Annotated in this window: 11 protein-coding genes; all 11 read right to left on the bottom strand. The window is 35.3% G+C overall.

Annotated elements, in window-relative coordinates:
- Positions 1–22: 22 nt before the first annotated feature.
- The 11 genes from C4F50_RS17180 to C4F50_RS17130 all read right to left on the bottom strand — a co-directional run bounded on the left by C4F50_RS17180 (position 23) and on the right by C4F50_RS17130 (position 13,016).
- Complete coding sequence (locus C4F50_RS17180) at positions 23–958, bottom strand: hypothetical protein (RefSeq protein WP_194139884.1); 936 nt, start codon at positions 956–958, stop codon at positions 23–25.
- 14 nt (positions 959–972) lie between these two features.
- Complete coding sequence (locus C4F50_RS17175) at positions 973–1,215, bottom strand: eL43 family ribosomal protein (RefSeq protein WP_194139883.1); 243 nt, start codon at positions 1,213–1,215, stop codon at positions 973–975.
- A complete protein-coding gene (locus C4F50_RS17170) occupies positions 1,215–2,168 on the bottom strand; it encodes an SPFH domain-containing protein (protein ID WP_194139882.1) in 954 nt (317 codons plus the stop codon). Before C4F50_RS17170 ends, C4F50_RS17175 begins: the two co-directional genes overlap by 1 nt.
- A gap of 163 nt (positions 2,169–2,331) precedes the next feature.
- Positions 2,332–2,730, bottom strand: coding sequence for a DUF5367 family protein (locus C4F50_RS17165; protein ID WP_194139881.1), 399 nt, complete (start codon positions 2,728–2,730; stop codon positions 2,332–2,334).
- Positions 2,727–3,569, bottom strand: coding sequence for a Rossmann-fold NAD(P)-binding domain-containing protein (locus C4F50_RS17160; RefSeq protein ID WP_194139880.1), 843 nt, complete (start codon positions 3,567–3,569; stop codon positions 2,727–2,729). The genes C4F50_RS17165 and C4F50_RS17160 overlap by 4 nt, the downstream gene beginning before the upstream one ends.
- A gap of 70 nt (positions 3,570–3,639) precedes the next feature.
- Positions 3,640–4,518 (bottom strand): helix-turn-helix domain-containing protein, encoded by an 879-nt coding sequence (locus C4F50_RS17155; protein ID WP_194139879.1) that lies wholly within the window; start codon positions 4,516–4,518, stop codon positions 3,640–3,642.
- 285 nt (positions 4,519–4,803) lie between these two features.
- Positions 4,804–6,192, bottom strand: coding sequence for a dihydrolipoyl dehydrogenase (lpdA, locus tag C4F50_RS17150; protein WP_194139878.1), 1,389 nt, complete (start codon positions 6,190–6,192; stop codon positions 4,804–4,806).
- Positions 6,193–6,581: 389 nt separating this feature from the next.
- Entirely contained in the window at positions 6,582–7,166 is a 585-nt protein-coding gene (locus tag C4F50_RS17145) for an NUMOD4 domain-containing protein (protein WP_194139877.1), read from the bottom strand.
- A gap of 224 nt (positions 7,167–7,390) precedes the next feature.
- Positions 7,391–8,155, bottom strand: coding sequence for a LytR/AlgR family response regulator transcription factor (locus C4F50_RS17140; protein WP_194139876.1), 765 nt, complete (start codon positions 8,153–8,155; stop codon positions 7,391–7,393).
- A 184-nt stretch (positions 8,156–8,339) separates the two neighbouring features.
- On the bottom strand, positions 8,340–9,659 hold the full coding sequence (locus C4F50_RS17135; RefSeq protein ID WP_194139875.1) for a RagB/SusD family nutrient uptake outer membrane protein: 1,320 nt from the start codon (positions 9,657–9,659) through the stop codon (positions 8,340–8,342).
- Between the two features lie 12 nt (positions 9,660–9,671).
- The gene (locus tag C4F50_RS17130; protein ID WP_194139874.1) at positions 9,672–13,016 is read right to left on the bottom strand and encodes a SusC/RagA family TonB-linked outer membrane protein; all 3,345 of its coding nucleotides are present in this window, start codon (positions 13,014–13,016) and stop codon (positions 9,672–9,674) included.
- Positions 13,017–13,018 lie beyond the last annotated feature (2 nt).

The raw sequence follows: 13,018 nt of genomic DNA, 5'->3' as shown, positions 1-13,018 counted from the left end.
CGATTTTTAAGGGGTTAATAAATTATAGATTGGGTAATTGATTTTGATACATTTTTTCGTTGTGCTCTTTTAAATCTGGGGTAATTTTATTCCACTCATCATACATAGCTCTTAGATATACCCGATGCAGTTTTGGAGCATTCTGAATCACAAATTGTCTTTGTTCTTCTAATTCCTTCATTTTTGTCTCTACTTCATTTCGGATTTTTGGATCACTTTCGTGAATGAGACTCAGACTTAATTCATGACGCTGGTGGTACAATTCACGTTCTTTATTATTTTCGGTTTCAAATTCTTCAAGTAAATGCGCGGTTCTTTGTTCGGCAAGTCCGCGGGCGATATTTTGCAGGTTTCTTCCCTGCGTGCTTGGCGCAAAAGTGTTTTGTGTCTTGCAGTACGGGCAAGAAATATAAGTCTCGATCAAAAAGATTTTTTCGATCGTGATGCCGCCGCCGCATTGTGTACAGTTGAATTTATCTTTTATAGTTTCAAATTCATTCAATATTTTTTGATATTCAATTTCCAGATCACGTTCCTGTGTTTTCTCGATTTCTGTGCTCCAATATTCGCAGTGTTCTTCAAATTTATTGTGACGGTCGGAACAGGTATTCCTAAAATTGGAAACCAAACCATGATGTTTGCTTAAAACAGAAACCTGTGCATTAAAATTGTAATACGTATCGAGAATTTTTTCTTCGTAAACGTCTCTGGCTTTTTCTCGAATATTTTTCAATTGCCCGTTTACTCCAGCGTAAACTCTTTGAAAAGTTCTTTTATAAAGATCCTCGTCTTCTTGTAAAACTTGTTTTAATTCTGGAATTGCCGCTGCGGCTAATTCTTCTACTTTAGATTCTAGTTTTTCTAAGAATACAAACCATCTTTGCTCTGATTCCTGAAGTTCTGCATACCATTCTGGTACTGTTTCTTCTTCTTTTTGTTTTTTAAATAATCCGAACACTTTATCTGAATTTTTTAAATTGAATTGTCTTCTTTTTTGATGTACACTCCATCTGTCAGTTTGATGCTTAAAAACTCAAAACCGCAGTAAGCACAATGCGTTACGCCATCTTGTTTTGCTCTTCCGGCACCGCAGCTGGGGCAGTCTTTGGCATTCATTCTGGCTTCGGACATGTCGGCTTCACCGCCGTAATTAGTCTGGTTTTGAGCTTTTTGTTTGAGTCTTTCTAAAAATGAATTGACTTTCTTTTCTTCCATTACAATTGGCTTAAAAGTTCGGTTTTCTTACTTTTAAATTCGTCTTGGTCGATTAAACCAGCATCAAAAAGTGTTTTAAGTTTTTGAAGTTTCAAAGTCAGATCGTCTGTTGGCTCTTGTTTTGGAGTTTCTTTGTTTTGCTGCAATTGATTAAAAAGAATTCCCATACTTAATGCGTTCTGAGTGGCATCGTGCAAAGCGCTTCCTTTATCGCCAATAGCCGCTGCGGTATTGAACTTGGTAAATTTATCCATATCGGTTACCATATTCATATTGGTGATTTTGTCGTAATGTGCCGTAACTTCTTCTGGAAGCGTAACGCTTGTAATGACAAATTGTGTTAATTCGATTCCCAATTGTGCAAAATAAGGTTTTAAATACGGTTCAATTTTTTGACCTAACTGCGTAATGTTTCCCGCAATGTCTGTAATGGTAATGTTTTCGTTGGCAAGTACTTCTCCAAATTTTGGTGCTATAAAATCGCGCAATTGATTTTGCAGTTCGAAGATTGTTAACTGCTCATAAGTGCCGGCATATTGGGTAAAGAATTTAGCAGGGTCGGCAATTTTAATATCAAAACTTCCAAAAGCACGTACTCTGATTTGTCCAAATTGTGGATCATGAAGCAGGATAGGAGCGGGAGTTCCCCATTTGTTATTGATAAATTGATGGGTATTGAAAAAATAAACATCAACTTTAAACGGACTTTCGAATCCGTATTTCCAGCCTTTTAATTTACTCAGAATCGGTATGTTTTCTGTAGATAAGGTATGAAGTCCCGGCTGGTAAACGTCTGCCAGCTGACCTTCATTTAAAAGCATAACCTGCTGGCTTTCGCGAACCGTTAGTTTTGCTCCGTTTTTGATTTCTTTATCTTCATCAAAAAACTTCCACATCAGTAAATTCGGATTACTGGTTGCAGCTTCGATTATTTCTATAAAAGGGAGTTTCATTTGCATTCTTATTTGGAAGAAATAAAAATAGGTATTCTGTAAGAATATCAAAACATTTTTGAATCAAGTTTTTGATATTTATTTTGCAATTATGTTAATAACTTTAATAGGTATTTTACAATAAAAAAAATAATCCGAGTAGAAACGGAACTCGGATTATTTTTTATTTCAGTTGCGCGGCGCTGATCTTAAATCTCTTTTTCCAGTAGCAATATACTGTTGTGATATTTAACAGGATGAGAACCCACAGTAATGGATTGGTAAAAAAGTCTTGATACGTATTTCCTTTCGGAATTTCTACAAGAGGTACAAAGAGCAATATGTCAAATATTAGTGCCTTAAGTGACATAATAACTCCAAGTGAAATCCCAGATAGCGTATTTTGTTTTTTATAATAAAATGAAGCTGCAATAGCGGCATAAAAAACAATTAAAACGCAGGTTATTATAGTTTGAATGCTTACTGAATCTTTTATTATAGGGGTGTGTTCTAAAATGAAAAAAGTTACCGCGACACAAATCCAGAGTAAAACGCCGCATAAAATGGCTTTTAGATAATTCATGACAATTGGTTTATGGTGTTCCAAATACCGCTTTGTGCCGTTTTCTGGACATAGGCTGTAAAGTCGGTTGCTTTTCGTCCCAAAACTTTTTCGATATCCGTTGTAATGCTCGAATTTCTGCCGTCTAAAACTTCAGTAAATAAATAATTTACCAGCCAGATTTCTTCTTCCGGAACTTGATATTCGCGCAGCATAGTGACATATTCGTCTATTGTTACAGGTTGAAAAATGATTTTTCTCTGAGTAGTTTTGGCTATTTCGGCAACCGCTTGTTGAAAACTTAGTAAGCGAGGTCCGGTTAATTCATAAGTCTGCCCATTGTGTTTTTCGTTTAAAAGCGCTTCTGTAACGACTTCTGCAATATCATCAGCATCAGTAAAAGGCTCGAGAACATCGGCTTGAGGCAGTGCGACAAATCCAGCTAAGACAGGTTCTAAGAATATGCTTTCGCTAAAGTTCTGATTAAACCAAGATGCTCTTACAATGGTCCATTTTTGAGCGGCTGCTTTTATGATTTCTTCGCAGACTTGTGCTTCTTTTTCGCCTCTTCCAGAAAGTAAAACTATTTTCTCAACGCCGAGTTTTGCCGCCAATATTGTAAATTTTCGAATAATTTCTGGTGTGCCTGGAACAGCCAAATCAGGTTGAAAAGTAATGTAAACACTGTCAATGTCTTTTAAAACAAGCGGCCAAGTCTCTGGTTTTTCCCAATCAAACGGAATTGCAACCGTTCGAGAGCCGATTCTAACTTCGACATCTTTTTTGTCGTTTAATAATTGTACCACTCTTCGGCCAGTTTTCCCGTTACCGCCAAGGACTAAAATTTTGTTTGTTTTCATGATGAATGTTTTTAATTAATGATGCTGTAAAGTTGCAGCTATCATCATCAAAACATTTGTCTGAAAAGAATTAAGATTTGTTTGAAAGGAATTGTTTTTTGACTTCGTTGGGTCTGGATCCGAATTTTTTCTGAAAAGCGTTGGAGAAAGAACTCAGACTTTCGTAACCCACTTCCCAAGCGGTTTCTTGTACTGTTTTTTCGCTGGTACAAAGCAATTCGTAAGCTTTATTAAGACGTTCTTCGTGGATGAATTTGTAAACTGGAATTCCGAAGAGTTCTTTAAAATTCTTTTTTAGTTTACTGCTGTTTAAGCCGATTAGCTTGGAAAGCTCAGTAATGGTCGGTGGTTTGGAGTAGTTGGAAGTCACAATGTCTTTTGCCTGAAAAAGTTTTTCTTTGTCTTTTTCGGTTAAATCTGTTTTCTTTTCGGTGGAGAGAAGAGCAAAATAATGCGCCAGTAATTCATTAATCTGACTTTTCAAAAATAGAAGTCTTGTATTTCCTGTGTAATTAGTATTAAAAACTTTTTGAACAGCCAATTGCATTTCCAATGTCATAAATAGAGTAGGGCCTTTTACAAAATGAGAATTGGGATTGACCAATTCGGGCAATTGTTTTTCGAAAATCTCTTTTTCTGTCTGAGGTAAATTCTGAATAGTTTTTAATTTAGCAAAAATACTAATGGACTGTAAAGGTTTTTCGGGTGCAATTTTATGGGCAAAACCAACTTTCTGATTTCCGAAAAAAGAAATCGCCAAACCGGTTGTGTTCGTTAAGTATTTTGTCTGGTCGTTGTGTTTAATTTCTAATTCGACATTTCCGGAACCATAAAAAGCAAAACCCACTGCATCGCCGTCAATCTCGCATCGCTGCACAAATTCTTTGTCAGAATTGGACTGCTCGATCAAGACAATGAAATTGTTTACTTCTATAATGTCGGTGGTCATTTTTTTTAATTAGATAATTAGATAATTGGTCAATTAGATAATTAGACAATTCGATAATTAGTCACTTTGCTAATTAGAACTTTGCAACTTTGAAGCTTAGTAAGCTTGTAAATATTTAAAAACGAATCAAATATACAAAAGTAATTTTACGCTGATAATGTCCCAGCGGGACAGAATAGTTATAGAAATAATTGTCCTCATTTGTAGAAAGTCCATAAAAAAATCCGATTCACTTTCGCAAATCGGATTCTTTAAATTGAAAATTATATTTTGATTAAAAATATATTATAAGTGAATTACTTCGCCGTATGCATCAGCAACAGCTTCCATAACTGCCTCGCTCATTGTTGGGTGAGGGTGGATTGATTTTAAGATTTCGTGACCAGTAGTTTCTAGTTTACGGGCTACAACTGCCTCAGCAATCATATCTGTAACACCAGCACCAATCATGTGGCATCCTAACCACTCTCCGTATTTAGCATCGAAGATTACTTTTACAAATCCGTCTGCAGCACCGGCAGCTTTTGCTTTTCCTGAAGCTGAGAATGGGAATTTACCAATTTTTAATTCGTAACCTTTTTCTTTCGCTTGTTTTTCAGTTAAACCAACAGAAGCGATTTCTGGAGTTGCGTAAGTACAACCTGGGATGTTTCCGTAATCGATTGGGTCTACATGCAATCCTTTGATTTTTTCTACACAGTTAATTCCTTCAGCAGAAGCAACGTGAGCTAGTGCCTGTCCTGGAGTAACGTCTCCAATTGCGTAGTATCCTGGAATGTTAGTTTGGTTGTAAGCGTTTACTAAGATTTTATCTCTGTCAACAGCGATACCAACTTCTTCTAGTCCGATGTTTTCGATGTTTGTTTTGATTCCAACTGCCGAAAGTACGATGTCAGCTTCAAGAATTTCTTCTCCTTTTGCTGTTTTTACAGTTGCTTTTACTCCGTTTCCAGAAGTATCAATTTTTTCTACAGAAGAATTGGTCATGATTTTTACTCCTGCTTTCTTCATAGAACGCTCCATTTGTTTAGAAACGTCTTCGTCTTCTACAGGAACAATGTTTGGCATAAATTCTACAATAGTAACGTCTGTTCCCATTGAGTTGTAGAAGTGAGCGAACTCAACTCCAATTGCTCCAGAACCTACAATGATCATAGATTTTGGCTGTGTTGGCAAGGTCATTGCCTGACGGTAACCAATTACTTTTACACCATCTTGAGGTAAATTTGGAAGTTCGCGAGAACGAGCTCCAGTAGCGATGATAATATGGTCTGCGCTGTATTCTGTAACTTTATTGTCTTTGTCTGTAACGTCAAGTTTTTTTCCTGGCTTTAATTTTCCAAAACCTTCGATAACGTCAATTTTGTTTTTTTTCATTAAGAATTGAACACCTTTGCTCATTCCTTCTGCAACTCCACGACTGCGCTGAATTACAGCTGGGAAATCTTTATCAAATTCAGAAACTTTTAATCCGTAATCAGAAGCGTGCTTAAGGTAATCAAAAACCTGAGCCGATTTTAGTAATGCTTTTGTTGGGATACATCCCCAGTTTAAACATACACCACCTAAGTTTTCTTTTTCTACTACAGCTACTTTAAAGCCTAATTGTGAAGCTCTAATTGCTGTAACATATCCTCCAGGACCACTTCCTAAAACAATAACGTCGTATTTCATTTTTTTGGTTTTTAGTATTAACTACCGAAAAATGAGATTATATTTCCGAAATCCATTTTTCGATTTATTCTTTTGTTATTTGTGATTGCGAATTTAAGGATTTATTTTAATTTTTCGGGTTTGTTTTTTTTGTTTCAAGTTTCCGGTTTCAAGTTTTTGATCGAAAACGTTTTTCGGTACGATTTATAAGAATCGGCATGAATGAGAAGTTTTACATTTCTGTCTAAAAATGGCTTTGCCACGAATTTCACAAATCAACACGAATTTATAGTAATTAGTGAAAATTTGTGAAATTCATGGCAAACTATTCTTTAAACAGCTTCAACTCTGAAACCTGAAACTTTAAACGTGAAACCTGAAACTTGAAACTTGAAACCTGAAACAAAAACTTAAACCTTCAGATGTCCCCAGTTCTCGCCGCGGGCGATTCTTCGGATCTGCATTTCGCTTACGCCGAATTGTTTGGCGATCATTTTTAAACGTGTTTTTTGTTCTGGGCGGGCAAGTATTTTTTTGATTAACATCACTTTTGTGGTAGTTAATTTTCGTCCGTCGGCTTTTAAATTGTGTTCGATTAAGTTCTTTTTCGCCTGAATGACGCGTGGGCTTTTGCGGCTGTGTGCCATCATTTCCTGTTTGGTTGCCCAGCGTAGATTGTTTACATCATCATTACTTCGCACATAGTCTAAATGAAGTACATAAGTTTGATCTTCAGATTGTTTAGGGATGAAATATTGTGCTACTAATTTGTAAAGGAAGAGGTATTTGTTGACAATTTTGTCGTCTTTTTTTACTTTAAAACGAAAGGTTGGATATCCATCGCTTAAACCGCCTTTGAGGAGACGTCCGTTTTCTATTTCGTCAGTAAAACTTATTAATCTGCCTCGGTTTGAAATGGCGTATCGTAATTGTAATGAGGCGTTTATTTCTATTTCTTTGAATACTTCGTTAGGATAAAATCGTATGTGTGGCATTTTTCTTTTTCATTTGATGTTTGTTTCTCAAAGATAAAGAATAAACCACAGCATAAATGTTAACATCCAGCCTCTCAGAAGCAGTTTTATGATTTTTATAACGCTTTTTTAACGTTTTAAAATCTTTTAGCAGTTTTTTGGAAGATTTTGATTCACAAATTAAGAATAATTCAGTTTTTGAAATTTTGAAAAATTCAAATTTTAAGAAGAATTATAGTTTTAAATTACTGATCGAGCCAGTTTTTGAAGTTATTAATCTCTTTTTTACTGATTAAAATCGCGTCATTTTCTACCGACGGCACCGTTAGAATCAATTCGATTTTCTGGGCTGTATGTTTGACAACTTCTTTTATGCTGTTTCGGTGTACAATATACTTACGGTTTATTTTAAAGAAATAAAATGGATCTAGACTGTTTATAATATCTGTAAGCGTATTGTTGTACAAGTAGCTGTTTCCAGATTGTACATGTATAAAAAGATGTTTGCCTGTGGCAGTAAAATAGGTGATTTCTGATTCGTTTATAGAAATAAGTTTATATCCGTGGTTTACAAGAAAATGGCGTTGTATTTTAGTGTTTTCTGGATTTTCTATCGCAACTAATGACTGCAGTGTGGTATCGCTGTTAAAACTGTCTTTTATTTTTTTGAATTTAGACAGTGCTTCCAGTAATTCCTGTTCTTCAAATGGTTTTAATAAATAATCGATTGTAAAGTGCTTGAAAACAGATATAGCATATGAATCGTAAGCGGTAATAAAAATGACAGGACAGGAGACGATTGTTTTCTCGAAGATTTCGAGACTTTTTCCGTCGCCTAAATGAATGTCCATAAAAGCGAGATCAATTCTGTTTTCGTTAAAGAAGTTAACCGCTTCTTTAACCGATTTTAAAACGGTAATTTCTGCAATCTGTAAAATGGCTTGCTGTTCTAAAATAGTTTTTAGATAGCTGGAAGCAAGGTATTCGTCTTCTACAATTGCGATTTTCATTTGAAACTGTTTCTGGTTTGATGATCTGGAGCACCACTTTAAGGGCTTTTAATCATTTTGCAAATATAGTCTAGTAATTGTTTTATGCAAATTCGTTTTTTCAAAGTTTGATTTGAGTTTGTTATAAATAAAAAAGAGCCCAGCTTTTTTTGGGCTGGACTCTTTTAAAAAAAAACAATAGGTATTATAGATTGGGATTGTTTAATCTCACATTTGCCGGAACGATAATGGTATAACGCGGATCATTTTGCATCAAAGTATAATCTTGACCTCTATAATTGTGAATGATTTGTTTTTGAGTAGTTCTTCTCAAATCAAACCAACGGTGTCCTTCTACAGCGAATTCACGTTGTCTTTCATCAGCTATAAAAGTTGTTAAATCTGCAGCATTCATTGCATTTACCGAAGCAGCAATTTGATTGTAACCAGCAGTTGTGTATCTTTTTTCAACAAAGTTTAAAAGAGTTGTTTTAGCGTCATTAAGATTGTTTAATTTTAATGAAGTCTCTGCTTTTGTTAAATACAATTCAGCTGTTCTGAATGAACTTTTTTGATCATCATTTCCACCTTTTTGGATAATGAAATCAGTTCCATCAGCTATAAAGTAAATAGGGAAACGTAAATCTGTTGTTCTGTTGTACGCTGCTAATAAATCATCCGAAGCAAAAGATAATAATTTAAGCCCATTGATGTAACCGTCTTCAAGTGCTAGAATAGATTCTTTTGAATCGTATTTTGTAGCCAATACAGGAGTCGCTTTTAAATCAATTAAAGTACTGTTTATTGCTAAAGCTTTGTCAGCTGCATCATGAGATTTTTGCCATTGCTGCATGTATAAGTACACACGGCTTTCTAAACTGTATATAGCAGCTTTTGAGAAACGGTAGTTTAAGCCTTTTGGCTGTGTAGTTACATTTAATAAATTTTCTGCTTGATTAGCGTCAGCAATAATTTGATTGTAAACAGCTTCTACACTTTGAGAAGGAAATGTTTGTTCTAAATCTATTTCTAAAGCCAACGGAACTCCTTTGTCAGAACCCGATGTTGCAGGATTGTAAGGTTTAGCAAATAGGTTAACCAAATCAAAATAAGCCATTGCTCTTAAAGCATAAGCTTCCCCAATCAATTGATCTTTCTCTGCAGATGCAGGTAATTTTGGAGCGGCTTCATTAATCACTACGTTAGCGTAAAAAATAGAGCTGTATAAATCTTGGTACTGAAAAGTTGTAGTAATACGATCCGGATTTACATCTTTCCATATAAAAATATCTTTGAATACTGTGATCTCTTGAGAAGATTCAACCATTTTCAATTCATCTGTGCGGGCAGCAGTCAATGATTTGTGCTCAGGGTATTTATCATAACCAGAGGTAAGAACAGCACGGTAATCTTCTAAAGTTTCAGGGATAACTCTTCCAACAGGTGTAATGTCTAGATAGTCATCGCAGCTTGCTGCAGTTAAAGCGGCAGCAAAAAGTAATATATATTTTGAGAATTTTTTCATCTTTTGTTTTTATTAGAAAGTAACATTACATCCTAAAGTGTATGATTTAGGAACTGGTTGTGCATAAATGTTTCCGAAAGTTTCTGGATCAAAGTAACCTTTGTAATCAGAACTAATTACGAATAAGTTTCTAGCCTCAACATTAAATCTGATGCTTTGAATGTTAAGATGATCTGTAAACGTTTTAGGGAATGTATACCCTAAACGCACACTGCTCAATCTCATGTAGCTCATTTCGCTTGTCCAAGTATCTAAATAATTCATAGTTGGGATCGCATTCTTTCCTGCAAAATATTGGTATGCCATCCAAGAATCTCCTGTTCCGCCATTTTCACTTACAATTCCTGGTAAATTAGATGAAGTGTTTGTTGAAGAGTGCGCATCTAGAATATCTCTGCTGTAATTTTGTCCTCTGTCAATCTGTGTTCCGTTGTAAGGAGGAGTTCTTGTAACTGTTTGTTTGATGTTAAAAGAAGCAGCAATAGTAAGATCAAAATTACGTACTTTAAAACTATTTGTTAAACCTCCTGTAAATTTAGGATCTCTGTCTCCTAAATACGTAAATAACTCTCTAAACTCAGCTGGAGATAATCTTGTGTCTGAAGATATTCCAGGGAAAACGATATCTGCTAAATCATCATATAAACTAAAGAATGTCTGAGCATTTACAGTTTCTCCTTTTTTGTTTACAAATAATGGGTAACCATTTTCGTCAACACCATTTGTTTTAAATCCAAACACAGCATTTACAGGACGATCTTGAAGACTTGGTAAAAATGCGTTGTCTTGTACCTGTACGCGATCTACATTACTCTTGTTGTGAGAAAAGTTGAAGCTTGTGTTCCATGAAAAATTAGGACGATCAATATTTCTTGTAGACAAAGTGATTTCGTAACCTTTGTTGCTTACTTGTGCCCAGTTCATGTTGGTAAATGCATAACCATTTTCTAATGGAAGCGCTCTTGGACCAATTAAATCTGTACTTTTTCTAGTATAATAGTCGGTAACGATACTAATACGGTTGTTAAATAATCCAATATCAGCACCAACGTTTGTATTGGTAGTTTTTTCCCAACGTAATTTTTCATTTGGAGGACTTACCACTACAATAGTAGGCTCAGTTTGACCAGGAAGGATAGTAGCAGTACTGTTTGATCCTACAACATAAGGAGAAGTACCTTTGTCAATATTACCTTGTAAACCATAAGAAGCACGAAGTCTTAAGTTAGATAATGTTAAATTGTCTTTTAAGAAATCTTCTTCAGAAACAGTCCATGAAGCAGATGTTGACCATAAGGGCAGGTATTTGTATTTAGGATCTACACCAAACAAATCTGAACCGTCGTATCTAACACTTCCAAAAACATTGTATTTTTTGTTGTATGTATAGGCTGCTGTAGCAAAGAACGATGCAAAAGCATTTTCATTTTTAGTTTTAGTGTAAGAGTTCCAATCTGATTCTTTTGCAAAACCAGCATTTGGGAAAACAATTTGCTGTGTAGTTAAGGTTTTATCATTAAAACCAAAACCTTTTGTTGAAACATAGGTATTGTAATTTCTTCTTAACTCGTTACCGATCATGGCTTCGATTTCGTGTTTTTCACCTATACGTTTAGAATAATTCACCATCGTTTTTAGGTTGTACTGAAAGAAGTCTGTATTCGAATTTTGAATAATGCCTCCAGCAGGAAGGAAATACATCTGTTTTCCGCCGCTAAAGAATCTTGATCTTTCTTTGTATGTTCTTGTGTAGTACGTTTCTGCACCAGCAAATTTTTCACTAGATGTATTATCCAATTGTAAACCTAACTGAGAAGTTACTTTTAAATCTTTAGTTACTTTATATTCAGCATCTAATAATGCTTTTACAGATCTTGTTTTTAACTCGTTAGAAGTATTTTCTCTTTCTTCTAAAAAGTTGAACGGGATATAATCACCACCGTTAAGACCAACAACATCTCTGTCGTATTTATAACTTCCGTCTGCATTGTAAGGAGTTAAATACGGATTTACGTTTCTAGAATAATTTCCAATATTGGTCTGTGCATTTACATCTGTTAAGTAAGATGTGGTTTTGTTTTCTGCACCAAAAATTCCAATACCTACTTTAAATTTATCTGTAATTTCGTAGTTGTTTTTTAATGTTAAGTTGTAACGTTTGAAACCAGTTCCTACAGTTGTTCCTTTCTCATCGTAGTAACCTAAAGAGAAATAGTAATCTGATTTTTCGCCGCCTCCAGATAAACTTAAACCGTGCTGCGTATTAATAGCAGTTTGGTACAATAAGTTACCCCAGTTGGTGTTGTTACCTCTTAAGCTATTGATAGATTGTTGTGTAGCAGGACTTAAAGCAGAGAATCCGCCATTTCTGTATGCGTTTAATTCATTTGATGAGTTAAGGATACGAGCAATATCACCACTAGTATCTCTATATGATAAATCATCACGTAAAGCAAGACCAAGTTCGAAATCAACTTTTTCATTTGAGTTCATTAAGTTTAACTTAGAAAACTCAGGTCTTTGTGTGATAAAGGTATTGGTATTAAAACTTACTACCATTTTACCAGCACGTCCTTTTTTTGTAGTTACAATGATTACACCATTTGCTGCACGGGCACCATAGATAGCTGTTGCAGCAGCATCTTTAAGAATCGTGATATCTTTAATATCATCAGGGTTTAAACCTGCGATAGAATAATTAGTAAGATTATCGATATTGTCTTTGTCATAGTTTTTAGGAACATCATTACTTTCTAATGGTAAACCATCTAATACCCATAGAGGATCTTGTGTACCATTAAGAGAAGCCGTACCCCTGATTCTGATTTTAGCAGGTGCTCCAGGTGCTCCAGATGGAGTAGAAACAGCAACTCCGGCAATTTGTCCAACTAATAATTGGTCAATGCTCGAAACCCCTGTCTGCTGGATTGCCGCCATGTCTATTTTGGTAACCGCTGCAGTAAGTTTTCTTTTCTCGATTTTTTGGTAACCTGTTACTACAACCTCTTGAAGTTTTGCAGTTTCAGATTTTAAATTAACAGTATAGTTTTTTTGACCATCAAGTTCAAGTGTATACGATTTGTACCCCATGAAAGTAACTCTCAAAGAAGTAACTTTAGTTCCTATTTTTAATTGGAATTTACCATCGAAATCTGTTGTAGTTCCGATACTCTCGCTTTGGATGATTCCAGCGTGAGACGTTTTGTTTGAAATCGAATTGTTTTCGATAAAGATAGAGGCACCAGGAATTGGCTGCTGATCGGCTTCATCTAAAATAATTCCCGTAATCGTTCGGGTTTCCTGCGAGTATCCTGCGATGGCCAGGAACAGCAGTAAGGCATGTAAAATTTTTTTCATGT

Origin of the sequence: Flavobacterium hungaricum (genome assembly GCF_015182285.1) — a bacterium.
Classification (GTDB): Bacteria; Bacteroidota; Bacteroidia; order Flavobacteriales; family Flavobacteriaceae; genus Flavobacterium; species Flavobacterium hungaricum.
The sequence above is the reverse complement of the archived record's forward strand: the minus strand, read 5'-3'. Positions and strand labels throughout refer to the sequence as shown.

What these genes read in the sequence shown, in the direction of transcription:
- C4F50_RS17175 (WP_194139883.1), bottom strand. Translation starts at nt 1,215, where the DNA reads ATGGAAGAAAAGAAAGTCAATTCATTTTTAGAAAGACTCAAACAAAAA.
- C4F50_RS17170 (WP_194139882.1), bottom strand. Translation starts at nt 2,168, where the DNA reads ATGAAACTCCCTTTTATAGAAATAATCGAAGCTGCAACCAGTAATCCG.
- C4F50_RS17165 (WP_194139881.1), bottom strand. Translation starts at nt 2,730, where the DNA reads ATGAATTATCTAAAAGCCATTTTATGCGGCGTTTTACTCTGGATTTGT.
- C4F50_RS17160 (WP_194139880.1), bottom strand. Translation starts at nt 3,569, where the DNA reads ATGAAAACAAACAAAATTTTAGTCCTTGGCGGTAACGGGAAAACTGGC.
- C4F50_RS17155 (WP_194139879.1), bottom strand. Translation starts at nt 4,518, where the DNA reads ATGACCACCGACATTATAGAAGTAAACAATTTCATTGTCTTGATCGAG.
- lpdA (WP_194139878.1), bottom strand. Translation starts at nt 6,192, where the DNA reads ATGAAATACGACGTTATTGTTTTAGGAAGTGGTCCTGGAGGATATGTT.
- C4F50_RS17145 (WP_194139877.1), bottom strand. Translation starts at nt 7,166, where the DNA reads ATGCCACACATACGATTTTATCCTAACGAAGTATTCAAAGAAATAGAA.
- C4F50_RS17140 (WP_194139876.1), bottom strand. Translation starts at nt 8,155, where the DNA reads ATGAAAATCGCAATTGTAGAAGACGAATACCTTGCTTCCAGCTATCTA.
- C4F50_RS17135 (WP_194139875.1), bottom strand. Translation starts at nt 9,659, where the DNA reads ATGAAAAAATTCTCAAAATATATATTACTTTTTGCTGCCGCTTTAACT.
- C4F50_RS17130 (WP_194139874.1), bottom strand. Translation starts at nt 13,016, where the DNA reads ATGAAAAAAATTTTACATGCCTTACTGCTGTTCCTGGCCATCGCAGGA.